Source organism: Haloplanus sp. HW8-1, assembly GCF_023703795.1.
Taxonomy (GTDB): domain Archaea; phylum Halobacteriota; class Halobacteria; order Halobacteriales; family Haloferacaceae; genus Haloplanus; species Haloplanus pelagicus.
Genome location: NZ_CP098518.1, coordinates 57,983 through 83,639, shown reverse-complemented (window position 1 = coordinate 83,639; position 25,657 = coordinate 57,983). Strand labels below are relative to the sequence as shown.

At 66.5% G+C, this 25,657-nt stretch carries 21 protein-coding genes and 1 pseudogene; 6 read left to right on the top strand and 16 right to left on the bottom strand.

Annotation, left to right across the window (positions count from 1 at the left end):
* Nucleotides 1–203: 203 nt before the first annotated feature.
* The 7 genes from NBT82_RS00490 to NBT82_RS20235 all read right to left on the bottom strand — a co-directional run bounded on the left by NBT82_RS00490 (nt 204) and on the right by NBT82_RS20235 (nt 5,770).
* Nucleotides 204–1,205 carry a hypothetical protein gene (locus NBT82_RS00490; RefSeq protein ID WP_251329636.1) on the bottom strand — a complete coding sequence of 334 codons (1,002 nt, stop codon included), beginning with the start codon at nt 1,203–1,205 and terminating at the stop codon, nt 204–206.
* Nucleotides 1,202–1,468 (bottom strand): hypothetical protein, encoded by a 267-nt coding sequence (locus NBT82_RS00485; RefSeq protein WP_251329635.1) that lies wholly within the window; start codon nt 1,466–1,468, stop codon nt 1,202–1,204. The genes NBT82_RS00490 and NBT82_RS00485 overlap by 4 nt, the downstream gene beginning before the upstream one ends.
* The gene (locus NBT82_RS00480; protein ID WP_251329634.1) at nt 1,465–1,671 is read right to left on the bottom strand and encodes a hypothetical protein; all 207 of its coding nucleotides are present in this window, start codon (nt 1,669–1,671) and stop codon (nt 1,465–1,467) included. The genes NBT82_RS00485 and NBT82_RS00480 overlap by 4 nt, the downstream gene beginning before the upstream one ends.
* On the bottom strand, nt 1,668–1,943 hold the full coding sequence (locus NBT82_RS00475; protein ID WP_251329633.1) for a hypothetical protein: 276 nt from the start codon (nt 1,941–1,943) through the stop codon (nt 1,668–1,670). The genes NBT82_RS00480 and NBT82_RS00475 overlap by 4 nt, the downstream gene beginning before the upstream one ends.
* A complete protein-coding gene (locus tag NBT82_RS00470) occupies nt 1,943–2,395 on the bottom strand; it encodes a hypothetical protein (protein WP_251329632.1) in 453 nt (150 codons plus the stop codon). Before NBT82_RS00470 ends, NBT82_RS00475 begins: the two co-directional genes overlap by 1 nt.
* A gap of 424 nt (nt 2,396–2,819) precedes the next feature.
* Entirely contained in the window at nt 2,820–5,321 is a 2,502-nt protein-coding gene (locus NBT82_RS00465; RefSeq protein WP_251329631.1) for a phage/plasmid primase, P4 family, read from the bottom strand.
* 308 nt (nt 5,322–5,629) lie between these two features.
* A complete protein-coding gene (locus NBT82_RS20235; protein WP_425601760.1) occupies nt 5,630–5,770 on the bottom strand; it encodes an AbrB/MazE/SpoVT family DNA-binding domain-containing protein in 141 nt (46 codons plus the stop codon).
* A 53-nt stretch (nt 5,771–5,823) separates the two neighbouring features.
* Between NBT82_RS20235 and NBT82_RS00460 the strand changes: the two genes are divergently transcribed.
* The gene (locus NBT82_RS00460) at nt 5,824–6,354 is read left to right on the top strand and encodes a hypothetical protein (protein WP_251329630.1); all 531 of its coding nucleotides are present in this window, start codon (nt 5,824–5,826) and stop codon (nt 6,352–6,354) included.
* Here NBT82_RS00460 and NBT82_RS00455 read toward each other — a convergent pair whose 3' ends face one another.
* The gene (locus tag NBT82_RS00455) at nt 6,355–7,686 is read right to left on the bottom strand and encodes a site-specific integrase (RefSeq protein ID WP_251329629.1); all 1,332 of its coding nucleotides are present in this window, start codon (nt 7,684–7,686) and stop codon (nt 6,355–6,357) included.
* Between the two features lie 62 nt (nt 7,687–7,748).
* Here NBT82_RS00455 and NBT82_RS00450 point away from each other — a divergent pair.
* A pseudogene (locus NBT82_RS00450) lies at nt 7,749–8,006 on the top strand (glutathione S-transferase family protein); the annotation flags it as partial.
* Nucleotides 8,007–8,081: 75 nt separating this feature from the next.
* Entirely contained in the window at nt 8,082–10,967 is a 2,886-nt protein-coding gene (locus NBT82_RS00445; protein ID WP_251329628.1) for an outer membrane protein assembly factor BamB family protein, read from the top strand.
* A gap of 36 nt (nt 10,968–11,003) precedes the next feature.
* On the opposite strand, the gene NBT82_RS00440 is transcribed toward NBT82_RS00445, so the two are convergent.
* From NBT82_RS00440 to NBT82_RS00425, 4 genes are all read right to left on the bottom strand, one after another.
* Nucleotides 11,004–11,546, bottom strand: coding sequence for a YqaA family protein (locus NBT82_RS00440; RefSeq protein ID WP_251331318.1), 543 nt, complete (start codon nt 11,544–11,546; stop codon nt 11,004–11,006).
* A 65-nt stretch (nt 11,547–11,611) separates the two neighbouring features.
* Complete coding sequence (mfnA, locus tag NBT82_RS00435) at nt 11,612–12,676, bottom strand: tyrosine decarboxylase MfnA (protein WP_251329627.1); 1,065 nt, start codon at nt 12,674–12,676, stop codon at nt 11,612–11,614.
* Nucleotides 12,677–12,716: 40 nt separating this feature from the next.
* Nucleotides 12,717–15,005, bottom strand: a complete 2,289-nt coding sequence (ppsA, locus tag NBT82_RS00430) for a phosphoenolpyruvate synthase (protein ID WP_251329626.1) — start codon at nt 15,003–15,005, stop codon at nt 12,717–12,719.
* Nucleotides 15,006–15,160: 155 nt separating this feature from the next.
* Nucleotides 15,161–16,060 (bottom strand): PhzF family phenazine biosynthesis protein, encoded by a 900-nt coding sequence (locus tag NBT82_RS00425; RefSeq protein WP_251331317.1) that lies wholly within the window; start codon nt 16,058–16,060, stop codon nt 15,161–15,163.
* Between the two features lie 93 nt (nt 16,061–16,153).
* Between NBT82_RS00425 and NBT82_RS00420 the strand changes: the two genes are divergently transcribed.
* The 3 genes from NBT82_RS00420 (at nt 16,154) to NBT82_RS00410 (ending at nt 18,162) form a co-directional block, all read left to right on the top strand.
* Nucleotides 16,154–16,843, top strand: a complete 690-nt coding sequence (locus NBT82_RS00420; protein ID WP_251329625.1) for a phosphoribosyltransferase — start codon at nt 16,154–16,156, stop codon at nt 16,841–16,843.
* 75 nt (nt 16,844–16,918) lie between these two features.
* On the top strand, nt 16,919–17,878 hold the full coding sequence (locus NBT82_RS00415) for an AEC family transporter (protein WP_251329624.1): 960 nt from the start codon (nt 16,919–16,921) through the stop codon (nt 17,876–17,878).
* 47 nt (nt 17,879–17,925) lie between these two features.
* Nucleotides 17,926–18,162, top strand: a complete 237-nt coding sequence (locus tag NBT82_RS00410; protein ID WP_251329623.1) for a hypothetical protein — start codon at nt 17,926–17,928, stop codon at nt 18,160–18,162.
* A 53-nt stretch (nt 18,163–18,215) separates the two neighbouring features.
* On the opposite strand, the gene NBT82_RS00405 is transcribed toward NBT82_RS00410, so the two are convergent.
* The 4 genes from NBT82_RS00405 to smc all read right to left on the bottom strand — a co-directional run bounded on the left by NBT82_RS00405 (nt 18,216) and on the right by smc (nt 25,656).
* Nucleotides 18,216–18,884 (bottom strand): DUF7344 domain-containing protein, encoded by a 669-nt coding sequence (locus NBT82_RS00405; RefSeq protein ID WP_251329622.1) that lies wholly within the window; start codon nt 18,882–18,884, stop codon nt 18,216–18,218.
* A gap of 57 nt (nt 18,885–18,941) precedes the next feature.
* Nucleotides 18,942–21,122: a bacterio-opsin activator domain-containing protein gene (locus NBT82_RS00400; RefSeq protein ID WP_251329621.1), complete on the bottom strand. Its 2,181-nt coding sequence runs from the start codon at nt 21,120–21,122 to the stop codon at nt 18,942–18,944.
* 129 nt (nt 21,123–21,251) lie between these two features.
* Nucleotides 21,252–22,088, bottom strand: a complete 837-nt coding sequence (locus tag NBT82_RS00395) for a segregation and condensation protein A (RefSeq protein WP_251329620.1) — start codon at nt 22,086–22,088, stop codon at nt 21,252–21,254.
* Entirely contained in the window at nt 22,081–25,656 is a 3,576-nt protein-coding gene (gene smc / locus NBT82_RS00390) for a chromosome segregation protein SMC (protein WP_251329619.1), read from the bottom strand. The genes NBT82_RS00395 and smc overlap by 8 nt, the downstream gene beginning before the upstream one ends.
* Between the last annotated feature and the right edge of the window lies 1 nt (nt 25,657).

Genomic DNA, 25,657 nt, shown 5'->3' with positions numbered 1-25,657 from the left:
GTATCCTGATTAGAACGTAGGCCATCTGTTTCCACTTCCTGCCCGAAAGGTATCCCTCGTTGAGGCCGATAGCCACGCCGATGGAAACGGAGCGGTGGTCAAAATATGTCTTAACCAACACCCGATAGTCGTAGGCAGATTGTTGGTTAACTCTCCTATACCAGTATCCCGAGAATTTCGAGCAGGCCCTCGGCGCGGCCTGTTCAGCCGGTGAAGCGACTGAGTACCCCGCCCGTGTCGTCGCTCTGCTCGGCGTCCTCCGGCTCGGGGTCGAAGGGTTCGCCGTCAACAGCGTCAAGACCGTGGTCGCTAATCCACTCCTCGGTGCCTGGCCCCTCCACAACCCCGAGGTATAGTTTGTTCGCGAACGACAACGGGGAGTGTTGAACCGTCATGTCTTCGGGACCCAGCTCCGGCCGCTCCGGTCGCACGCGATTGTACCACAGCAGCGCGCCGGCGGCCCTGGCCGCCCGGACCGCGGGGTCCTGGAGGCTGGAGGTGTAGTGATTGACGGCGACGTGTGACCGATACACCGCTATTCGAGGGTAGCTTTTCGGCAAGCCTGGCCACTCGGGGGTCCGCTGGATTGTTTTCTCCAGCGCGTCGCGGACAGCGTCACGGCGCCAGTCCACCGGTGGCGTTTCGACTTTGTTTGGTTGGCTCGGAACGTACATCTCCGGGTCGAAGGGAAGCAGGAACCGATACCGGAACCGGCGCGGGCCGCCAAACACGTCTCTGTCACTATCGCGCTCGTAGGTATACACCGGGTCGTCGCCGTCGGGATAGCGGTCGTCGGTCACGCGACGGTTGAGGAACGCCTCGGCGCTCGGGGTGTCCTCGGGGGTGTAGGCGCCGACGTAGATGTTCGCCCGGTCAACCGTCAGGCCGTCGAGGTCCGCCCGCCTGGCATGGTGATCGTTGTAGACGCTTCCAACCTGTTTGAGCGAGTCGAGGAATCCTGACAGGTCAGGGTCGCCACGCGGGGCGTACCTAACCCGAAGGTAGCCTGGTTCGATAGTGAGGCGTTCGACGGCCTCGGCATGGTCGCCGAGCGCCCGACGGACAGCGTCGCCGACAGCCCCACGCTTCTCCTCCAGGTCGAAACAGTAGGCCCGGCCACGGGCGTCCTCGATGATTTCGTAGACACTCGGGTCGATGGGGAGGACGGCGTCGTACCCAACGGCGCGGGTGGGTCTGAATTTCACTGGTCGGCCCTCTCGTCCCAGTCGATCCGAACCAAATCGCCGGGGCCGTCCACCGGCCCCAGTATCTCAACCCCTTCGCGCTCGGCTCGCTCGCGTCGCATGACCACCTGATAGTTGGCCACCACCTCGGCGTCGTCGCCGTTGTCGTCGTACTCGACCCAGTCGGCGGTGACGTTGTACTCGTCGGCATCGGTGTCGTCATCGGCGTCGCCGGCGAGGTCGTCGAGCGCGCGCTCTAACTCCCGCTTTGAGCGTCGGGTCATGCGTCCTCCGTATTGTCGTCAAGTAGGAGGTCGGTTAGCCCCATCTCTTTGCCCTCCTCCCACGGGTCTACGTCGAACTCCTCGGCGAGCCACTCTTTTTCCTCGGGAGTCAGTGCGATGGCCTCGAACTCCTCATCCGAATCTAACTCCTCCTCTAACTCCTCAAGTGTCTCCTCTATCTCCCGCCGGGTTTTCCGGGTCACGTATCTGCCTCCGTGAAGTCAGCGAGTGGTTCCGGTTCGACACCGTCGGCCGTCGCAACCGCGGCGTGGGCGTCGGCAAGGGAGACGCTACCCGCCTTTGCGACCGCCGCGACAAGTGTGAGGAAGTCCTTGGACGGCGGTGAGACAGTCACCTGTTCACGCTCGTCAGCCGCGACGGCAAGCGCCTGCTGGATGAATGTCTCCGTCTGTTCGTCTCCGTCCCTGAGTGCGTCAAGGTCACGCTCTACGTCGCGTCGGCTCTTTCGAGTCATTAGGTGTCCTCCTGTCGTTCTTTGAGTCGGTCCACTTCGGCTTGGAGACGTTCCAAGTCCGCGAACTCGGTCGCCCACTCGTCGTATTCCATCGCCGTCCGGGCGGCCTTCCGATACTCGCCTTCGTCGAGCAACCCGCGGATCGCACGGTTGACCGTCGCGTCGACGACGAAGGCCCGCCGACTCCGGTCAGCCACACGCTCGCGGATATGGCGGGCAAGTCGGTCGAGGTCTTTCGAGATTTGTTGCTGACTGACGCCGTAGCGGTCGGCCACCTCCGTTTGGTTGAGTGCTCGCGGGTGGCCGGCCTCTTTGATGAGTTGTAGCAACTCGGCGCGGCGTTCGACGTAGCTGTACTCCGTCCGGTCTTTCGAGGGGAGGTCAACGGCCGAGTAGTTCGGCTCGTCACAATCCTCTACAACCGATTCAGTGGGTGTTTGTCCGGTCGTCATGGTTGTGAGTTGGTTGGTTGAACGTCGTCGCGTCGCCGGGAGTTGAACCCGGCTGGCGCGGCGTGGGGAGACGGGGAGCGGCCGCCCGGGGACCCTGACCGGGGGCCGACTTCCCGACGTGACATGATATGAGCGAGGGGCCGGTGACGAGGCGGCCCCTGGCGACGATACCGGCCGAAGCCGGCACGACCCCAGATATTTGTTTGGCGCCTCCGTGGCGGGCGCCGTCGCTGTCGCTCGAACGTCGTCACACAAGGAGAAGTGTGTACGGCGTGTACGGGGACAAGCCAATACTTCTTTTCTGGAGATTTCCCGCGCGCGTCACGCGAAGGGGTGAATCCAGGCCGTACACGCCGCACACACCTATCGGATTGCAGACACGAATTGCCGGAGTGGGCCGGTCGGTATGCGGAGAGAGTTGGGATCATGTGAGATTCGTCTGCCCTCCGTCGGGACCGTCGTCGGGATCGGGAACATCGTCGGACAGGCCGAGCGCCTTGTACCCACGCTGGCTTTTGCCCTCGATCCGGTGGCGGCCGTAGCCGACATCTTCGTTCTTGAGCGTGTTCGTGAATTTCTGCTGTCCGACAGGCTCCTCGCCGTTCGCCCGACACCACGCCGTATAACGACGGTGGGCTTGACGGGTGGTGAGCCGAGGCGCGTCGGGGTCGTGTTCAACACACTCGCTAACGAACTGCTCAACGGAGTCACCCCACGCCTGCCAGCGTTCGCGTTTGGCGTGGGCGTGGTGATCTTCGTTCGTGAAGTGGCCCTGTTCCAGTAGGCGCTTCCAACCGGCGATAGCCCAATTCAACACACCGGACAAGGCGTCGTCGGTGGTCAATTCGTCCCGAAGGGTCGGGTCACGGTCGTTCGGCGGGTAGTGGTTCGGGAACTCAACGAGGAGCCACCGTCGCCAAAACGCTTCGTCCTCGTCCGGGACGTTCACGTCGGGGACTTCGTTTGCGGCGTAGAGGTGTTTCCCCGTGGCGTCGAACTCGAAGCCGTTTTCGTAGAGTCGTCGCGCCCGCACGCGGTCGCCGGCGACGAGTTTCTTGAACATCCCCAGGCCGGCGCCGAGTTTTCGAGCGGACAGGTCGTCGTCGATGTTCGCCACGGAGCCGTAGAAGTCGGCCACGGCGTCCGATTCGTTCGCAAGCGTCTGTAGTTCGATAGACGACGTGTTCTCCCGCCCCAGTAAGGCACGGACCACCGAGAGGAACGTCCCCTTCCCGTTCGCACCCGAACCGACGAGCAGTAGCGCCCGGTGGATCGGCATGGCACCGACGTGAAGGCAATACCCGACGTACTCTTGCAGCGCGTCAGCACGGCCGTCCTCGGCCCACTCGTCGACGTAGTCGGCCCACTCGTCGTATGTGGCGGTCGGGTCGTACTCGACGGGCAGCTGTGCAAGCGCGTAGTCGTCGGGCCGAAGGTCACGGAGTGCGTCTGTCCCGTGGTTCTCGGCGGCGGCGTCAAGGTCGAGTAGTCCGTTCTCGACGGCGACGGTTCCGGGTTGCACGCCGAAGTCGTCGGCCGCCACTTCGGCCACCGGGTCACCTCGCGCCTGGGCTTTCAGTTCGCCCAAGACGTTCGATCCGTAGTTCATCGACCCCAGCGCCTGCCGACCCGCATGACGGAGCGCCCGCTCGCCCGTTGCCGTCCAAACGCCGTCGTCGTAGGCCCACAACGATCCGTTATCCCGCCGAACGCGGACGTGATAGCGGTCGCTGTGCTTGAGCAAGTCCCACACGCACGCGGCTTTCTCCCGGTCGTTAAGGTCTGACACCTGACCGTCCTCCCCGAGAGACGCTTGGGCTTTCACCGTCGTTGGACGTAGTTCGGTGCCCGTACCGTCGTCGCTAACGGCGCCCTCCGGTGGTGTGGGGTCGTTCGGGAGCGCCGTCGACACGTCGCCTCCGTTGTCGCGGTCGGGATCGTAGGCGTCGCTAACGCCGTCCAACGCCGTGTCGATTGTGCGCCGGCGGTAGTCCTCTCGCTCGGTCCATTTGTCCCGACACAATCCACTTCGGCGGAACAGGCGTTCGATCCGTCCGCGGTCGCCGGCCGTCCAGAAGGCCAGCATCGAACACAGCGCCAAGTCCGCTTCGCTGTGAGATGGATGGGCCGACGTGTCTCCGTTCCACAGGCGGGCGAACTTCTCGCCATTATCGGCGCGTTTCGCTCGCCGGAGTAGTTCGTCGTCGGAAAGGGCGTCCGGCCCGTCGCCGGAACCCGATCCGCCAGCCTCAAGCCCAGGGTTTGGGGCCGGAGTATCGGCTTGCACACCGCCGTCGCTGGCTGGCGTCGTCGCTTCAGCGTCCGCTTGTCCGTCAGCGATATACTCGGCATGAACCTCGCTGATTTCATCGTTCACCTGACGGACATCCGCCGGTGCGTCATCGAGCGCGTGGCCGGTGACAGTCAGGTAACGGCCGGAGTCGTACATTTCGAGGTGACCCTCCGCGCCGTCGACATCGTCACGGCTCCCTCCGTCCGGGACGAATCCGAACGCGAATAGTCGAAGGCCGGTTCCGCTCGGTGACACCTCGGCGTAGGTCGGGACATCGTCGACTAACTCCTCGGCCCACGGTTCGAAGGCAGCCGTGTCGGGGGCGCGACAGTCATCAAGGTCAATCCCGACGAGGAGGTCATCGTCAGATACCACGAATCCCACACCGTCCGTGTCGATGCCGTCACGGTCGTGATAGGCGACGGCGTCCTCGAAAGACGCCCATGTGTCCGAATCCATCGACGAGGCGTACCTGCCGGTGTCGACGTCAACCGGGACTTTCGTCCATTCGTCGCGGTCGGCGTCCCACTCGTAGCGCCATGCGACCCACTGCTCGCGCCGGCGTAGTTCATCGGGGATCGGGTCGGGAGAGAACGCGAGCGGAGTCGGCCGAGGTGGACGGTCGTCACTCACCGCCATCACCTCCCGTAGAAACGTGCATGGCGGCGTACACGCCGCGCCAGCCGGCGCTTGGGGAAGCGTCGCAATCTTCAAAGTGTCGGCGTGTGTACTCGTTCACGACGGCAGACACCTCCGGCGGTGTACGTCGTCGTCCTCAACTTCGTCGCCGGTGGCGGCCGCGCCCACGGCCGTCGTCTTTCGGGCCATTCGACTATCCCTCCGTCTCCGTCATTTCGAGGAGTGCCTCAGCGTACTTCGACACCCGCAAGTCGTCACGCTCGGCGAGGGTTTCGAGGTCGTCGCGGTTCCGTTCGACAGCCTCAATCATCGACATTCGCCTCCTCAAGAGGACGAACGTCGACCATGACGTAGTCGCCCTTCTCTAATCCGAGGTCTCGTCGTACATGAGCCGGTATCGTAATCCGACCGTCTTCGATGACTCGGGTTGGCGCCTCTGGCATACGAATACGTATGTACCGTACATTTATTATTATGCGTATACAGAATATCGTGTATGGCAAACGACGATAGTGCTTCGATCCTCACGGATTCACAACGGGCGTGGTTGGAAGGCGAAGATGTCGCGCATGAGCGGCAGATGCGGAAGAGAATTTATAAGCGAGTCCGGGCGGCTATAACTTCCGACGCCGAACTTATTGCAGACGCTTTCGAGGAGGGCGAGCTTAATGAGAATACAGTAGTGAAAGATTTCACCCCCTCCGAATTGACCGAGGGGATTAGTAGCTTGGTGACCGTGCTGTATCTTCTTGGAGACGCGAAACCTGGCTTTGCCGTAGAAGGTGCAATACAGACAGGTGTGCGAAGAGGAAAAAAGGGATACATAGCATCCTTAGAGGAGAAGATCGAACGTGAGGGGATAAAATCGCTCACCATAACCGAGATGTTTGATCTACAGGGAGCAAAACCAGATAAATATCGGGATCGGATCAACCGTATCCGTGACCAGATCATATCTGACAGCAACGCAGGAATGTATGGTCCAGATGATAATATCCGCGAAGAGTTTGATATCGCCGACGAGTAGCTACTCCTCGTTGAGTTTCTTTAACAGGGCGGCCTTCACCTCGGGGTCGTCAAGTAGTTCGTCAAGCGTGTCGATCTTGTCTTGGGTGTCCGTGTCCTCGGGGTCGGTGTCGCGGTAGTCTTGTTTCACGTCGTCCTGAATCTGCTCTTGAGCTGCTTGGGCGTCCGGCCGGTAGACCGTTCCACAGCGCGGACACGCGGCCGCGGCGTCCGGGAGTGGTTCGCCACAGTGACAAATGTCGGGCGACAGGCTACTCTGCTCCTCGGGGTCACGAATCCCGGCCGCCTCCTCGGCGGCGCGGATGTGGTCCTCGTCGGAGAGGTGTGAATACGTCGATTCCATCACGTCCGAATCCGGAGAGTGACCGATAAGGTGCTTGACCGTCGCGTCGTCCATCTTGTATTCCCGCTTGGCTATCGTGACGAAGTTGTGTCGGACGCTATGAGGGTTAAGCGGCTTGTCCACCTCGGCTTTCTCCTTCAATTGTTGCATGGCGTAGTTGAGCGTGTTCCGCGACACCATCTCCGTCCCGTCCGTGTTCCGGTAACGCGGCTTTTGCGTGATGAGGTAGGCGTCCGGGTTGTCGGGCGCAGGGTGATACCGGAGCCATTCGCGGATCGATCCCACGGCACCGAGGAGCGGGCGCTTCGTCCCGTTTTCGTCGGCGCCTTTGAGTCCTTCCGCGTCGGTGTTCAGATAGTACACACCTTCGTCCAAGTCGATGTCTTTGATCCGAAGCGACCGGATGGCCGTGTTCCGTTGCCCCGTGTAGAGGAGGAGGTCGAAAATCGCCAAGTCGCGGGGGTGTTCGGCGGCGTCACGAATGGCCTCAATCTCGTCTTTCGTGAGCATATCCCGGTCGTCGACGTGCGTGTCGTCGCCCGTGATGAGCACAATATCCTGCGCGTCGACCCCGAGGTCGGAGTGATAGCGATAGAACCGCCGGGCGGCCGCCTGATAGTTCCGAATCGAGTTATTCGAGAGTCCGCTATCTTTCACATCCGGGTGGTTCCCCCTCCGCATATCGGTCATCAACTGGTTGATCGTGTCGGCGCCGGCGTCGGAGAGGGTGGTATCGAACTCGCCCCGTTGAAGTCGCTCGGCGGTTCGCTTGAGGTACTGCATCCAGCCGCGGAGCGTGTTCGGTTGCTTGGGCTTGGTGTCCTCGGCATACTCCCCGTCACTTGGGAGCGGCGTCGTCATGTCGTCGGGGTCGAAGGCGGCGCACAGTTCCCCAATACGGTCGGCGTCGGCTTCCGACACGTCGCCTCTCTCCGCGGCGCGGCGAAGCGTTCCTTTGGCTTCACGAAGGTTCTCCCGTGGCGTCGTCATGGTCGCACAGTTACACCGGAGGGGCTTATAGATTAGGGACTATTCACAAAGTAGTGGCGTTAGTCTACCACACCCACTTCAAATGCAACCGGCGGGCTATCCACGAGTACGACAACCTCTGGGGGTACACGAAGGACCTCTACACGACGCCCGGTATCGAGCGCACCGTCAACATGGACCACATCGTCCGGCACTACTACGTGAGCCACGGCGACGTGAACCCGAAGCGACTGGTTCCCGTCGGTCCGGACGTCGACTTCACCGAGGGTCACGACCGGGACCGACTGCCCGGCGGGCCGCCCGAGGCGCTGGTGGAGTAACGGCGCGACGGGGCCCCGACGCGACGGCGTCGGACGGGGAATCACTTATTATGGATCGTGTGACACGGTGACGTAATGGCCGATTCGGGGACGGAGTGGACGCGTCGGGGGACGCTGCGGACGATCGGTGGCTCGCTGGTCGGAGGGGCGCTGGTGTCGGGGACTGCCGACGTCGCGACCGGTCAGACCGGCGAGTCGTGGCCGCAGTTCAGGTACGACGACTCGCGGACGGGGAACGCACCGGGCAACGTCGGACCGGTAGCCGACGTCTCCCCGGAGTGGGTCTTCGAGACGTCGGAAAACCTGGGAGAAGACGGAGCGGAGTGGTCGTCGCCGGCCGTCGTGGACGGCACGCTCTACGTCGGACGGAAGGTCGACAACACGGTGTACGCGGTGGACATCGACGACGGCACCGAGGAGTGGCGATTTGTCACGAACGGCGGCGTCACGTCGTCGCCGGCGGTCGCCGACGGCACCGTCTACATCGGAAGCAGTGACGACTCCGTGTACGCGCTGGACGCGGCGGACGGCGAGGAGCAGTGGCAGTATCTCTCGGAATCGGCGTCGGGGCCGAACGACATCGACTCGTCGCCGACGGTCGTCGACGGCACCCTCTACGTCGGGTCCAGCAACGGCCGGGTGTACGCGCTCGATGCGGACACCGGACGGGAACGCTGGACGTTCGAAACGGGGGCGTCGGTCCGCTCGTCGCCGGCCGTCGTGGGCGGCACCGTCTACATCGGCAGCGGCGATAGCACCGTGTACGCGCTCGACGCGGACACCGGACGGGAACGCTGGTCGTTCGAGACCGGCGACAGGATATGGGAGTCGTCGCCCGCGGTCGTCGACGGCACGCTCTACATCGGGAGCGGCGACAACAGCGTGTACGCACTGGACGCCGACGACGGCACCGAACGCTGGTCGTTCGAGACCGACGACACCATAAAGTCGTCGCCGGCGGTCGCCAACGGCACCGTCTACGTCGGGAGTTGGGACGACCATCTGTACGCACTGGACGCCGACGACGGCACCGAACGCTGGTCGTTCGATACGGGGTTCGGACCGAGTTCGTCGCCGGCCGTCGTCGACGGCACCGTCTACGTCGGCGACGACAGCGGAAAGGTGGTGGGGGTGTCGGCGGACGACGGGACGGAGCAGTGGTCCTTCGGGACGGGCGAGGAGTCGGTCGTCTCGTCGCCCGCGGTGGCGAACGGCACCGTCTACATCGGTGCCAACGACAGCAACGTGTACGCGCTGACCGGCGAGACCGCGACGCCGACGCCGGAGCCGACGCCGGAGCCGACGGCGACCCCGGTCCCCGCGGACGACGAGTTCGGCGACGGCGAGGGCGGCGGAGGCGGTGGCGGTGGCGGTGGCGACACGGGCGGCAGCGGCCAGACCGAAGCGATTCTCACCCTCGGTGGCGGCATCGCCGCCCTCGGTGGGCTCTGGTACTGGCGGCGACAGGGAAGTACGGAGTCCGACGCCGACGACCGGCCGGGCGGCGGGACGCGGGCGGCGGACACCTCGGGCGGCGGGACGCGGACGGCGACCACCCCGGACGACGGCCCCGGATCGGGCGGCGTCGACACGGGGTCCCCGGGCGGAGGGTCGGCGGGAGCCGCCGTCGTCGACGACTCGCCACCACCGGGCGTCGACACACACGCCGACGCCCTCGAAACGGGCGACGAGCGCCGGCAGGAGGCGGCGGCGTTGGCCGACCGCGGCGACCACCGCGAGGCGCTCGCGAGGCTCGACGACGCCGAGACGGCGTACCTCGACGCCCTCGATGCCGCGCGCTCGACCGACCGACTCGACGCCGGCAAGGCGGAGGGGCGACTGACGGCCGTCGACGACGACCGTCGGGAGATCCGTCGGGACCGCCTGACCGCCCGCCGCGACGCGCTGCGGGCGGACCTCGACCACGCCGCCGACCGCGTCGACGACGACCCCGAACGGGCCAGCGAGCGCCTGTCGACCCTCGAATCGCGAATCAGCGCCCTCGGTGACCGGGCCGGCGAGATGGGCTTCGACGACCTGCAGGAGACGGTGGCGGCCCTCGAATCCGAGCGGGCTTCCCTCCTGGCCGACGCGGAGGCGTCGCTGACCGGCGGTCCCCCGACGCGGATTCCGCGAGCGCCGGCGGTGAGGGTCGACTACGACGCGCTGACCGACGAGGAGCCGATCGGTGCCGGCGGCAACGCAGACGTGGTGCGGGCGACCCTTCCTACCACGAACGGTGACGTGACCCTCGCGATCAAGCGGCCACGGATGAGCGGAACCCTCCACACCGACGCGATCGATCGAATGCTCGACGAAGCGGAAACGTGGGACAAACTCGACGATCACGACCACGTCGTGGGCGTCGTGGACTACGGCGCCCAGCCGGTCCCCTGGATCGCCATGGAGTACATGGACGGGGGTGACCTCTCGGAGCGGGCGGGCGACCTCGAGTTCGACCAGGCGCTCTGGACCGCCGTCGCGATCACCAAAGGCGTCCGGCACGCCCACCGGCGCGGGGTCGCCCATCTCGACCTCAAGCCGGCGAACGTCCTCTTCCGCGGCGTGGAGGGCGCGTGGGACGTCCCCAAGGTCGCCGACTGGGGGCTCTCGAAGCACCTGCTCGACCACTCCCAGAGCGTCGAGGGGCTCTCCCCCCAGTACGCCGCGCCCGAACAGTTCGACACGGACCGGGGGGCGGCCGACGACATCACGGACGTCTATCAGCTCGGCGCGGTGCTGTACGAACTGTTCACGGGACGGCCGCCGTTCGAGGGTACAGCCCCCGCCGAGGCGATGCACCGCGTGCTCAACGAGGAGCCCGCGCCCCCGAGCGAGGTGGCGGCCCTGCCGCCCGAACTCGACGACGTGCTCCTCACGGCACTCGAAAAGGAGAAAGGCGACCGGTTCGAGTCGGTGCTGTTGTTGCGAAACGAACTCCAGCGCCTCCGGGGCGACTGAGCGTCGGTCCGCCCCGGGCGGCGGCGACCGCGCGCCTCAGACGATGGCCACCACGCCGGCGCTCAACCCAAGTGTCACCAGCAACCGCCCCACGCTCCCGGCGAAAGTCGCCGCCGCGAAGCGCAGGTAATCCTCCTCCAACACAGCGAACGCGTAGATGGAGAGCGTGTCGGGGAAGAAGGGGACCGAAAGCGCGACCGCGAGGCCGGCGTAGCCCCAGCGACGCGCGAGTTCGACGGTCCGGCGTTCAGACCACCCGATCACGTCGAAGCGGGAGTTCCGGAGCCACCGGATCAGCGGGCCGGACTCCTTGGCCTCCTGTCCGATGTGAAAGGCGAAGACGCTGCCGGCGGCCTTGCCGAGCGCCGAGACGACGATAATGATCGTCAGTCGGAGTTCGGTCGACAGACCGAGGTCGAGCGGGGCGAGCAGGACCACCTCGCTGACGCCCGGGAGCGCGAACGCGATGAGAAACGAGTAGACGAAGATGATCGCGAGACCGCCCCAGCCGGTGGCCGTCTCGACGAGGCGCGTCAACCAGTGGAGTCCGGGAGGGTCGAACGCGACGAGGGGGACCAATGTCTCCACACCCCACTCTCCCACGGGGGCGACGTAAGTCTTTCAGGTTCCGCCGACCGCCCGACTCAGTGGGCATCGCGACACGCGTCGAGGTCCCGGACGAACTCGCGCAACGTCTCCCGAGTGACGTGGGGCATACAGACGAGTCGAAGCTCCCCGCGGGCGGTCCGCGAGAGGCGCCACCCACGCTCGGTCAGCGCGTCGAACAGGTGCCCGGGCAGGTCGACCGCAACCAGCGGCAGGACGGGATCGACGACGTCGAACCCCCGGGCGTCGAGTTCGTCGGCGATCCACGCCGCATTCGACTGCGCGCGCTCGTAGGTCTCGCGGTACCCCTCGGGCCACAGGGCGTCCAGGGCGGCGGCCGCGCTGGCGACGCCCGCGCCGCTCCGGGTGCCCGTGAGCGTCGCCTGGGACGTCGACTCCAGATACGGCGTCTCGACCGCCAGCGCGTCGAGTGTCGCCGCCTCGCGGGCGAGAAATCCCCCCGCCGGCACGGCCGCCTGCCCGAACTTGTGTGGGTCGATGGCCATCGTGTCGACGTGGGCATCCGAGAAGTGCCAGTCGTGGTCGGTAAAGGGGAGGACGAACCCGCCCCACGCGGCGTCGACGTGGAAGCGGGCGTCGGCGTCCGCCGCGAGGTCCGCGAGCGCCGGAATGGGGTCGACCCGGCCGTACTCCGTGGTGCCGGCGACGCCGACGACCAGAACCGTGTCGGCGTCGATCCGGTCGGCCATCGCGTCCGGATCGGCCCGCCGATCGGCGTCGACGGGGACCGTCCGCAGCGACACGTCGAGCACCTCGGCGGCCTTCTGGAAACTGAAGTGCACGCTCTCGGGGACGACGACGTTCGGCGTGACGGCGTCGGCGCGGTTGCGGGCCGCCCGCACCGCCTGGACGTTCGCCTCCGTCCCGCCGCTGGCGACGTACCCCTGGGGGTCGGCGAGCCCCGTCAGTTCGCCCAGCCCCGCGATCACCCTCGTCTCCAGGTCGGCGACGGTCCGGTAGGTGTCGGGATCGCCGGGGTTGGTCGCGAGGAATCGTTCGGCCGCGTCGCGCGCGGTCGGGTGGGGGCGCGTACACATGCTCGAGAGGACGCGATCGAACGACTGTGGAGCCGCCTGCTGCATACCTAACGGCTACCGACGGCGGGGTATAGCCGTTCCGCTCTCAGCGCACCGATTCGAGGATCAGACGCCGCTCGACCTTGTCGGCGGTCTCCAGTACATCGCCGACCGCATCGATGTTGGCACTGATGGAGGTGACACCCTTCCGGACGAGGAAATCGACCATCTCGGGATGGGAACCGGCCTGGCCACAGATACTCGTGTCCACGTCCGCCGCCCGACAGCTCTCGATGACCTCGCCGATCAGATCGAGCACCGTGGGGTGGAGTTCGTCGAACCGATCCGAGACGTGTTCGTTGTTGCGGTCGACCGCGAGCGTGTACTGGGTGAGGTCGTTCGTCCCGAAGGAGACGAAATCGACGCCTTCGTCGACGATGTCGTCGATCCCGATGGCGCTTGCCGGCGTCTCGACCATCACGCCCCACTCGCGTTTCTCGGGGTCGATGCCGACTGCCGCCATGTGTTCCCGGGCGCGAGCGACGTCGGTGCCGTCGTTGACGAGCGGGAACATGATCTCGAGGTTCTCGTAGCCCTTCTCGTAGAGGCGCTTGAACGCCTCGAGTTCGTATTCGAACGCGTCGGGGCGGTCGAGGCTACGGCGGATCCCCCGGTAGCCGAGCATCGGGTTGTGTTCGTGGGGTTCCTCGTCGCCACCCTCGAGTTGCCGGAACTCGTCGGTCGGAGCATCGAGCGTGCGCACCCGGACGGACCGGGGATAGAACTCCTCGGCCACCTTCCGGACGCCCTCGGTCAGCGCCGTCACGTAGGCGTCGGCGCCCTCGTCCCGGATGAACCGTTCCGGCGTCTTGCCGAGCGAGAGGACCAGATGCTCGATCCGCAGGAGGCCGACACCGTCGGCGCCGGTCGCGGCCGCCCGTTCGGCGGCCTCGGGGATGGAGACGTTCACCTTCACCTCGGTGGCCGTGTTGGGGGTGGGCTTCGAGGCCGGGGCCGCCGACGGACCGTCGCTCCCCGACTCGGCCGGCGCCGATTCGGTCGTGGGCGCGGCGTCGGCCGCCACGCTTTGGCCCTCGCGGACGGTCCCCCGCTCGCCGTCGACGGTGATGACCTGTCCGTCCTCGAGGACGCGAGTGGCGCTGCCGGTGCCGACGATCGCCGGCACGCCCAGTTCCCGGGAGATGATGGCCGCGTGGGAAGTCATCCCCCCCTCGTCGGTGACGATGGCCGACGCCCGTTTCATCGCGGGCACCATGTCCGGCATCGTCATCTCGGTGACGATCACGTCGCCGTCGCTCACCTGATCGAGGTGGTCGAGTTTCGTGACGATCCGGACGGCGCCGCTCGCGGTCCCCGGACTGGCCCCGAGTCCCGTCAGTAGGTGGTCACCGTCGCCCTCGTCGCCCGCGTCGGCCTCGTCGCCGGCGTCGTCGTCGATGGTCGTGATCGGTCGGGACTGGAGCATGTACACCTCGCCGCCCGCGACCGCCCACTCCACGTCCTGTGGGTCGCCGTAGTGGTCCTCGACCCGCCTGCCGAGTTCCACCAGTCGCTCGATCTCGGCGTCGGTGAGCACGCGCTGGTCCCGCTTGTCCGCAGGCACCTCGCGCTCGACGGTCTCGCCCGTCTCGTCGTCTTTGACGTGCATTAGCTTCTTCGTGGCGATGGTCGCCGTCTCGACCTCGCCCGTCTCCCGGTCGACGACGTAGTTGTCCGGGGAGACGGAACCGGAGACGACCGCCTCGCCGAGGCCCCACGCAGCCTCGATGATGATCCGGGGATCGCCGGTCGAGGGGTGGCTCGTGAACATGACGCCGCTCTTCTCGGCGTCGACCATCGTCTGGACGACGACGGCGATGTCGACCTCGTCGTGTGGGAACCCCTGCTTGTTCCGGTAGTAGATGGCCCGCTGGGAGAACAGCGACGCCCAGCACTCCTTGACCCGTTCGACGAGGTCGTCCTCGGTGACGTTGAGGAACGTCTCCTGTTGCCCGGCGAAGGAGGCGTCGGGGAGGTCCTCGGCCGTGGCCGACGAGCGGACGGCCACGAACGCCTCACCGTCGCCGATCGACCGGTAGGCGTCGAGGATCTCCTCACGCACCGACGCGGGAACGTCCGTCCCCGTGATGAGTTCGTGGGCGCGTTCGTGGCCCGCCGCGAGCGCCGCCGAATCCTCGCTGTCGACGTCGACGGCCTCGAACAGTTCCTCGTCGATGCCAGCCTCCTCGATGAACGTTCGATAGGTGTCGGCCGTCACGACGAATCCCGGCGGGACGGGCAACCCGGCCTCCGTGAGTTCGCCGAGCGACGCCGCCTTCCCACCGACCGTCCCCAGATCGGTGGATCGCACGTCCTCCAGCCAAGCTACAGCCATTTGGTATCCGCAACTCCCACCAGAGCGATAAAGAAGGTTTCGAACCGCGCAACGGCGGCCATCGGCCGGGTCCGGGATCGACGAACGTATCCGGCGGAAGAGGAACTCTCTGCGGCGATAGCCCGCGATCGACCGTTTGCCGGACCCCGGCGTCGTCACGCCTCCAGAATGTCGTCCTCGTCGGCCGGCGGGACGGTGATCGATCCGTCGAGTGCCGTCACCGCGCGCCCGCCCACGCGGACGTCGTCGGCCACGCGCACCCTGACGATCCCGGACCGGTCGACGAAATGTCCCTGCTCGAACCGCATCTCGTCGGGCGGGTCGTCGAAGGCGTCGACGGCGTGGAGGTACGCCCCGCAGGCACCGCTCGCGGTGCCAGTGACGGGATCCTCCGGCACGCCGGCGCCCGGCGCGAACATCCGCCCGTGCAGCGTCGAGTCGGCCTCCAGCGTATCGAAGGTAAAGGCGTAGACCCCCGTAGCGCCGTGATCGGCCGCCAGCGCCGCCAGTACGTCCATGTCGGGGTCGGCGTTTCCGAGGTGTTCGAGGAAGTTCACCGGCACGATCAGGAAGGGGAGGCCCGTCGAGGCGACGGCGGCGGGGAGGTCGGCGCCCACGTCGCGCAGCGCCGCCGGATCGACGCCGAGCGCCGAGCCAGCGTGGTCGTGGTCCAGATCGACCACCTCGACCGTCGGCTCGTCCTGGGTCATCCACGCTACCCCGTCCTCGGTCACCGCGACGTCGAGGACGCCGACGTTCGTCCGGAGCGACCCCTCGCCGGCGTCGAGGGCGCCCTCCTCGTGGAGGAGGGCCAGACTCGCGACGGTCGCGTGGCCACAGAGGTCGACCTCCTGGGTCGGCGTGAAGTAGCGAATCCGGCGGTCGGCGTCGGCATCGTCGGTGAGGAAGGCGGTCTCGCTGGCCGAGAGTTCGCGGGCGATGGCCTGCATCTGGTCGGCGGCGAGACCCGCGGCGTCAGGGACGACACCCGCCGCGTTGCCGGCGAGCGGTTCGTCCGTGAAGGCGTCGATCAGGAGCGTCCGGCGCGTATCCAGATCCATGGCACCGTCCTGTGGCGCGGAGGACAAGACGTTGGGGGTTCGGCGCGTCCCGTAAACCCTTACCCGACGCGCGTGGGAGTCGTGTCCATGAGCGACCTCCCGGACGACTTCACCTGCACGATCACCAACTGGGAGTACATTTACGGCCTCTGTCGGGACGTCGCCGACGAGGTTCGGAGCGCGGAGTTCGACCCGGACGTGATCGTCGCCCTCGCCCGCGGCGGCTGGTTCGCCGGCCGGTGTTGCTGTGACTTCCTCGGGCTTGACGACCTCACCAGCCTGAAGATGGAACACTACGTCGGCACGGCGGCGAAGGCGTCCGATCCCGAGGTGCGGTATCCGATGCCCGAGGGGAGCGTCGAGGGCAAGGACGTACTGATCGTCGACGATATCGCCGACACCGGCGAGTCGCTCCACCACGCCCACGAGTACGTCGTCGAGCGCGACCCCTCGGCGGTCCGGACGGCCACCCTCCAACTCCTCGACACCAGCGAGTTCGACCCCGATTTCGTCGGCGAGCGCCTAGAGGAGTGGGCGTGGATCGTCTACCCGTGGAACTTCATCGAGGACATGATCGACCTGATCCAGGGGGTCATGGAACGCGCCGACGACAAGCGGTTCGAACGGGCGGACATCCGGCGCTATCTGGCGACCTACCACGACATCCAGCGCATCGAGATGGAGATCGCTCAACCCGACCGCCTCGACGAGGTGCTCGCGGAGATGGAGCGCCGGGGCGTCGTCGAATCGGCGGACGGCGCCTGGCAACTGGCCTGACGTGCGCCACCCGCGCCGAACGGCGCCGCCCTCGTGGCGGGGACGACAGACGGCGTTCCCCCCGGGAGCCCCCGCGTGAGTTCGCTGCTCTCGATCTTCGCGACGGCGATCCTTCCCATCATCACTCTCGCGGGGGTCGGGGTAGCTCTCGGTCGCCTCCGCGACGTCGACATCGCGCCCCTGAACACCGTCACGGTGTACGTCCTCGTCCCCGCGCTCATCTTCCACAGCATCACCACCGCGACGCTCGCGGGATCGACGCTGGCCCGCATCGGCGTCGCCACCGCGGCCTACCTGTTCGTGATGGTCGTCGTCGCGGAGGCCGTCGGCCGACTCACGGACGTGCGCGAACCCATCCTGAGCGCACTCGTCCTCGTCAGCGCCTTCCCCAACTCCGGCAACTACGGCATCCCGCTCTCGGGGTTCGCCTTCGGCCCCGACGGACGGAACACCGCGGTCATCTACCTGACCGTCCAGGCGATCCTCGTCTACACCGGCGGCATCTACATCGCCCAGCGAAGCGGCGGGTCCCGCGGACTCGCCGGCATGAAGCGCGCCCTCGAGATTCCGCTCGTCTACGCCGTCGTCGCCGCCCTCCTCGCGCGCTACTTCGGACTCGTCCCGCCCGTCGACGGCACTGCGATGGCGACGGTCGAACTCGTCGGTAACGCCGCGATTCCGCTGCTCCTCCTGATTCTCGGTATCCAACTCGCGGACACCGACTTCGGAGCGGCGCTGTCGAGCGTCGGTACGGCGACACTCCTGAAGATGGTCGTCGCGCCCGTCGTCGGCGCCGGCATCGCCCTTCTCGTCGGGTTCGGGAACCCCACCGTCGCACGCACGTTCGTCCTCGAGTGTGCGACGCCGGCGGCCATCACCCCCCTTCTGCTCGTCGTCGAGTTCGGGGGTGAGTCCACCGTCGACGGCCTCTCTGTCGCGGAGTTCGTCAGCACGACCGTCCTCGTCACGACGATCCTGAGCGTTCCCCTCCTCACGGCCCTCATCGCCCTCCTACAGTCGGGGATACTTCTCTGAGACGCGGGCCACGACGTTTAAGCCGGGGGCCGACCCATGTCGGACGAATGCGCGAGAGAGACGGTCTCGATTATCTGCTCGTCGTCGTCGTCGCGATCCTGACAGCCGTCCACGTCCCGCCGTTCGGCGTCGTCCGGAGTGAGACGGTCGAGATCGCCCACGAGACCGGCATCACCGCCGCGGTCGACCTGTTGCTTGACGTCCGAGTCGCCGTCGTCCTGCTCGCGCTCCTCGGACTCGTCATTCTGCTCGTCGTCACCGACAGCGTCCCCACGCGGGAGTAGTCGGGCCGCCGACATCGCAGGACACGGGCGGGCGGAGACGCCGCCCACGTCGATCACCCCGACGCGAGTTCGAGCGCGTCGGTATCGAACGCCGTCCGCTCGACGAACGTCAACAGGCGACGGGTGCGGGCGACCATCCCGTCGTCGGCGTCGTACTCGATCAGCCCGGCCGCCGCCAACGCCGGCAGATCGACGTGGTGGAGGGTCGTCGACAGGGTGCGGTCGTCGTCGGGCCAGTCCCGGTGGGAGGACGAGCGGAGTTCGGCGATCAGATCGTCCAGGGAGAGTGGGTGCCGCCGGTCGGCCAGGATCGCCACCAGATCCAGCCGACGCGGCCGTGCGAGGAGGACGCCGATGGCGTCCCACGAGGGATGGTCGGGGTCCCGAAAGTCGGGGAGCGACAGCGCCTCGATCCCGAGAGACGGTGGCTCGGCGGCGACGACCCCTTCGGATCGGCGTTCGATCCAGCCGACCGCTTCGAGTTTCGGGAGACACCGATGTTCGAGGTCGACACGAATCGAGCGGCTCTCCGCGGCGGTGACGTCAGCCGGCGGGACGTCGGCCTCCCGGGCTGCGAGTCGAACGCCGAGGTCGTGGATCGTCGTTGGCCGTGACCGCTCCAGTAAAATCGCGACCGTCAGACGGTGGCGGCGGTCCCCGAGTATCGACGACACCGCAGGATACTCCGTCCCCCCCCGAGGTGGTTCCGGCTCACTGTCCATGCAAGACGACACACTGCACAGGCGCATAATTCAGGCGCCCAAAATATGTGATCGTCGCTATCGGTCGGCGAACACCGCATCGAGGAGCTTCTTCTCCGCCTTTCGCACGTGCTGGTGGAAAGTCGAGGCGCCGATGCCGATCGAATCCGCGACCTCCTCGCCGGATCTGAGCCGCGGCCAGTCGAAAAAGCCCCCGAAATACCCCGTTTCGAGCGCCACCCGCTGTCGTTCGGTCAGGTCCTCCGCGAGGACGCTCAGCAACGGTTCCGACGACGGCGCCTCGCGTGCGACCCGTTGCTGACGGGCGACGCGAACGGTCGGGTACGTCTCCTGGATGGCGTCGACGACGCGCCGTACGTCCGTCCCGGGTGGTAGCTGGATCGTCGCGGCGTAGCTGCCGTCCTCGATCCGTCCGCGCTCGAAGTTCCCCCCGTGGTCCGCGAGGATCGAGGTCATCGGCGCACCGGTCAGACGTCCCTCGAACCGCACCTGGGATCCCGTCTCGTCGAACGTGCGCACGTCGGTCCAGTTCGGGAGGTGCTCGCCGAAGAGGGGAAGCGTCGTCGTGGCGTCGCCGGTCGCGGTCCCGTACGCGAGATACTCGTCGCCGGCCAGGGGCGTCAGCCGCTCGATCGTGATCTCGCCGTCGTTCGGCGCCGGGAGGCCGTGGGACTGAAGCAGCCTCGGTACCCGGATGTCGAGTTCGACGACCTCCTCGCTCATGAGCGCGCGTTTCCGATCGATCGCGGCGATGGCGTGTCCGATCACGTCACCCAACTGCCCGACGACCTCCCGCTCCGCCTCGGCGAACGCGTCGGGGCGCTCAGAGCAGACGCCGAGGATCCCGTAGAGCGCCTCCTGATGGACGATCGGGATCACGGCCGCGGACCGGTACTCGAACGCACGCGCACGCTCCCGGACCGACTCGTCGTCGGCCTCGCGGGCGTTCCGGACGATCCGGATCTCCTGACTGTGGAGGGCGTCGCCGACCGGCCCTCGATCCGTCGCCCCGTCCGGGTCGGGCGAGAACGGGAGGTCGTCGAGGTAGCCGTCGGTCCCGACCTCTACCCGTGGTTCCAGTTCCGGTCCAGCCCTCACCGCGCCGATCCAGGCGAGACGATACGAGTCGGAGTCCGCCAGGCGTTCGCAGACGACCTGTTCGATCTCCTCACGGGTGGACTGCTCGATGACCGCCTCGGTGATGCCACGCACGACGTCGTTGAGTTCGTCGAGTGCGGCCAACTGCTCGCGCTGGCGTTCCAGTTCCCGTTCGTACTGTCTGCGCTCCGAGATGTCGGTGGCCATCAGGATCGCGCCGTCGAACTCGCCGTCGCGATACACCGGGACGGCACGCCCCGTGAAGTACGCCTCCTTGCCGTAGATCGACTCGAAGGGGAACGCGAACTCGATCGTCTCGCCGTTCGGCAGTCGTTTGAACAGGTCGGCCTGCCCCGTCTCGACGATCGGCGGGAGTTCGCTGATGTCCACACCCATGGCGTCCGACTCCGCTTTCCCGTCGGGCAGGCCGATGATCTCCTCCGCACGCGGGTTCTCGTAGGTGATTCGGAGGTCCTCGTCGAGGCGGAACATCCCGAAGGGGGCGTTCTCGACCAGTTCCTCGTTGAACCGGCGGGCGTCGCGGAGTTTCCGTTCGTCTTCCTTGCGGTCGGTGATGTCGCGGACGACACAGAGGATCCCACCGTCGTCGGCGACGGTCAGGGAGAGTTCCTGCGGAAACGTCGAGCCGTCCTTGCGTTCACCGATCGTCTCGCCCCGCCACGACCCCTCCTCGGAGAGCGTCGGGAGGATCTCCGCCTCGAACCGGTCCAGTTCCGCCTCGTCGTAGCACATCCGCCAGTTCTCGCCGACGAAGTCCTCCGGGTCGTCGTAGCCGTACACCTCCACGTGGGGCTCGTTGACGTAGCGGTACGTCCCGTCCTCGCCGACGATGCCCACGCCGTCCATGACGGAGGCCATGGCCCGGGACCGCGGTTCGGAGTCCCGGCCGTCGCGTGTCCCATCTTCCGTCGGCGGTCGCCACCAGACGCGGGAGTTCGAACCGGTCGTCTTCGTCTCCAACTCGCCACGGTCGGCCAACGTTCGCAGCCGTTCGTACACGGTCCGGCGTTCGGCGTCCAGTGCCGCCGCCACCTCAGGCGTCGTGAGCGGTTCGTACCGGTCCCGATCGAAGACGGCCAGCGTCTCGGCGTAGATGTCGCCCGGCGATCGAGAGACCATGGTCGTGGGTTGGTATCGTCACACATATTTCCATCGACGGAACCGGCTTATCGGACACCGATCCGTTCGGGGCCGGCCGTACAGTCTGCGACCGCCTCGTCGCCGACCGTCGACGCCACGCCTGCGGTCTCAGTCCGCGACCGCCTCGTCGCCGACCGTCGGCGCCGACGGGTCGCGGATCCACAGGTCCCCGAACAGGTCGTCCTGCCGGAGATGGATCTCCCCACGGTGGGCCAGAAAGAGCAAGGCGAGGAAGGTATCTACCGGGGCGCCGCCCGCCCCCCGAACCTCCGCGAACAGCACCTCGGCGCGGCCGGCGTCGTAGTGGGTGCGCACGGTGTCCCGGACGGTGTCGATGGTCGTCTCGATGTCCTCGGTGTGGGTCGTGGCGGTCACGTCGCCTTCGGTCGGTTCGCCACCCTCCCGGAAGTCGTCGGCGGCGTGGTAGTCGAGGGTCTGTGTCCCGCGGTCGTACCCGTGGGGCGACCCCGACGTGTCGTAGGAACGGGACTCCTTCCACCACGAGTTCCGCTCGGCCTCCCGGAGTTCGCGCACGAGTTCGTCGAGCGTCTCCGGCGATCCGCGGGCGTGTTTCCGCTCCAGTCGCCGGTCGAGTTCGGCGTCCAACGCGTCGATCGGGTCCGGGCCGTGGGGACTCCGGGAGTCCTCGCCGCCCTCCATGGCGACCTCCCACGGCTCCATCTCCGGCTCCTCCTCGCTTCCGTCGTCGAGGACGCTGTCGCTTTTCATCCGCAGGAGGACGCTCGCGTAGAACAGCGCCCGACCGGACGTGCGGAGGTCCGTCCCGTCGAGGCGATCGAGGAAGGCGTCGGTCACGTCGACGATGTCGATGTCCCAAGGGTCGATCTCGCCGTCCTCGGCCATCTGGACGAGGAGTTCGACCGGTTCGACCTCGTCGTCGTCGGTCTCGGGGAGGTCCACGTCGTCCGGGAGGTGCTCAGTCATCCGCCGTCACCTCCGGAGCGTCGTCGAGCTGGATCCCCGTGACCGCGCTCACGTTGTCACCCTGCATCGTGACGCCGATCGCACGTTCCGAGCGGTCGAGCAGCGCCGAGCGGTGCGAGACGACGACGAACTGTGCCTCGCCGGCCAGATCGTCGACCATCTCGCCCACCCGCTCGGCGTTGGCCGCATCGAGGAAGGCGTCCACCTCGTCCAGCGCGTAGAAGGGTGCGGGGTTGTGTCGCTGGATGGCGAAGATGAAAGCGAGGGCGGTCAGGGACTTCTCGCCGCCGCTCATCGCGTCCAGTCGCTGGATGGGTTTATCCCCCGGTTGGGCCTTCATCGTCAGGCCGCCGTCGAAGGGATCATCCCCGTTTTCGAGGTGGAGTTCGCCGGTCCCCGCCGACAGCCGCTCGAAGATGTCCTGGAACTGTTCGTCGATGGCGTCGAACGCCTCCATGAACGTCGCCTTCTTCTGGGATTCGTAGGCCTCGATACGCTCCTCGATGGCGTCGCGCTCGTCGACGAGCGTGTCACGGCGCTCCTGCAGATCGTCGAGGGCGTCCTGCACCTCGTCGTACTCGTCGATCGCGAGCATGTTCACGGGCTCTAGCTCCTGCATCGCGGCTTCGAGGCGCTCGACGTTCCGTTCGACCTCCTCGTGGTCCGGGATCGCCTCGGGGTCGTAGTCGCCGACCTCACTCTCGAGTTCGTCGATCTCCCAGCGCAGGCGCTCGGCGTCCTCTTCGAGGTCCTCGACTGTCGATTCCACCTCGGTCACCCGGTCGTGCGCCTCGTCGCGTGTCCCTTTCGCCTCGCGGAGGTCGGACTGCAACTCCCGTCGCTCGGCTTTCAGATCCCCGAGTTCGTCCTCCAACTCCTCGATGGCCGCCCGCTTCTTCTCGAGGGTCTCCTCGTGGGACGCGATCTCGGACTCGGCCTCGTCGATCCGCTCTTGGGCTTTGGCCTTGCGGTTCTGGGCCGTCTCGATGGTGGCTTCGAGGTCGTCGATGGCCTCTTCGGTGTACTCGACCTCCAGTCCCGTCTCGTTGAGACGGGCGTCGAGGTCGTCCATCCGGTCGTCCAACTCCGCGATGTCGGCCTCGATCCCCTCCTTGCGCTCGGTGAGTTCGGGCACCCGAGAGTCCGCGAGTTCCGCCTCCAGCTCCGCGATGTCGGCTTCGATGGCCTCGATCTCGTCGTCGAGCGTCGCGATGCGGTCCTCGCGGTCACCCATCCGCTCGTCGACCGCCTCGCGCTCCTCGCGAAGATCGGCGAGTTCCGCCTCCAGCTCCTCGATCTCGGCGTTGGCCGCCTCGATGTCGGCGTCGACGTCCTCGATCTCCGCTTCGACCTCGCGGACCCGCTCGGCCGCGTCGGCCTTGCGGTCGCGGGCGTCGTCCAGTCGTGACTCCACGTCGCGGATTTCCTCGCGGACCGCCCGGCGGTCGTCCTCTAGACTCTCGATCTCCTCGGCCAGGCGTTCGAGTTTCCCCTTCCCGCTTTTCGTGAAGGAGTACCGCGACCCGCCGCCGGAGCCGCCGGTCATCGCGCCGCTCTTCTCGACGAGGTCGCCGTCGAGGGTCACCATCCGGAAGTCGCCCATGAACTCACGGGCGGTGTCCATGTCCTCGACGACGAGCGTCGATCCGAGAACGTAGGAGAAGACCCCGGCGTAGCGGTCGTCGTAATCGACGAGGTTCCGTGCGAAGTCGACGACGCCCGGATGCGACGGCTCGCGGGGGAGTCCCCGCCGATCCATCTCGGTGATGGGGAGAAAGGTCGCCCGTCCCGCCGACCGCGATTTGAGGTGGTCGATACAGGTCGATCCGACGCCGTCGTCGTCGACGACGACGTTCGCCAGACGGCCGCCAGCCGCGGTCTCACAGGCGGTGGCGTACTCGGCGTCGACGCTCCCCAACTGACCGACCGCGCCGTGGACGCCGTCGATGCCCGCGTTCAGGACCGTCGTCACCGAGCGCGGCCAGGAGTCGTCGCCGTCGCGGCTCGCGCGTGCCTCGAGTTCCGCGTACTCGTTTTGCTTGGTGCGGAGGTCGTCCTCGATTTCGTCGAGGTCCTCGTTCAGGTCCGCCTTCTCCGCGCGCAACTCCTCGATGGCCGAGTCGATCTTCTCGCGGTTCCGCTCCGCGCGGTCGAGTTCGCCGTGCAGGTCCGAGCGGTCGGCCTTCAGGTCCGGAATCCGCTCGTGGGCGGCTTCGAGCTCCGACTGGGCCTCGCTGATGCGGTTGGAGCGACGACGCGCCTCGTCGAGCAGGCGGTCCTTCTCGCGCTGGGCGTCGTTGCGTTCGGTCTTCTTTTCCTCCAGTTCCTCCTTGCGCGCCGCGAGTTCCTCTTTGAGTTCGTCGAACGCGGTGTCGACGTTTTCGATCTCGGCCTCGACCTCGGCGAGTTCCGCCTCTTTCGCCTCGATGTCGCTTTTGACCGACGCCTTTTCCACTTTGATCGATCGCTGCTCCGCTTCCAGGTCGTCGAGTTTCTCCGTCTTCCGATCGAGGGTGACGAACGCCTCCCGGCGTTCCTGTTCGGCCGCCTCGATTTTCTCCTCCTGGTTCTCGATGGTCGCTTCGAGGCGGCCGATCTCGCCTTTGATCTCCTCGATCTCGCCTTTGATCCGGAGCTGTTCGTCCTCGCCTTTCCGCTCGATCTCGCGGGTGAGGGCGTCGAGGTCGTCTTCGAGATCCGCGACGGCGGCCTCCCGCTCCGCCAGGGTGTCCCGCCGGTCGGCGAGTTCCTGCTCCGTCGCCTCGATGCGCTTTTCGGTGCGCTCCAGCGACGCCCGCTTGTCCTCCAGTTCGGCGGCCTTCAGGTATCCCTCGTACTCCTCTTTTTCCTCGCGGAGGGACTGGTACTCCAGCGCCGTCTCGCGTTCGTCTTCGAGCTGATCGAGGCGGTCCTCCTTCTCCTCGATCCGGAGGTCGGCCTCGTCGATACGCTCCTCGACGACGTCGAGTTCTTCGAAGGCGTCCTCCTTTTTCGCGTCGAACTCCGCGACGCCCGCGATCTCGTCGATGATGCCGCGCCGTTGCCCGGCGGACATGTTGATGATCTCGGTCACGTCGCCCTGCATGACGACGTTGTACCCCTCGGGGGTCACGCCCGCCTGCGCCAGCAGGTCCCGGATGTCCGAGAGGTTGACCGACCGCCCGTTGAGGTAGTAGTAGGAGTAGTAGTTGTCCTCGGTCTCTTTCACCCGTCGCTTGATCGCGATCTCGTCCACGTCGCCGACGTCCTCGGTGCCGGCAGCGTTGACCACCTGCGACCGGTCGAGGGTACCGTCGCCGTTGTCGAGGACGACGGTGACGCTTGCCTCGCGGGGGCCCGACCGCTCCGCGTCGTCCTCGTGACCGGGGTTGTAGATGAGGTCCGTCAACTTCTCGGCGCGGATGCCCCGGGTTCGGGCCAGGCCGAGCGCGAAGAGGACGCCGTCGATGATGTTGCTCTTGCCGGAGCCGTTGGGACCGGTGATGACGGTGAAGTCCTCGTAAAACGGGATCCGCGTCTTCCGGCCGAAGCTCTTGAAATCGTCGAGTACGAGCTCGGTGATATGCATG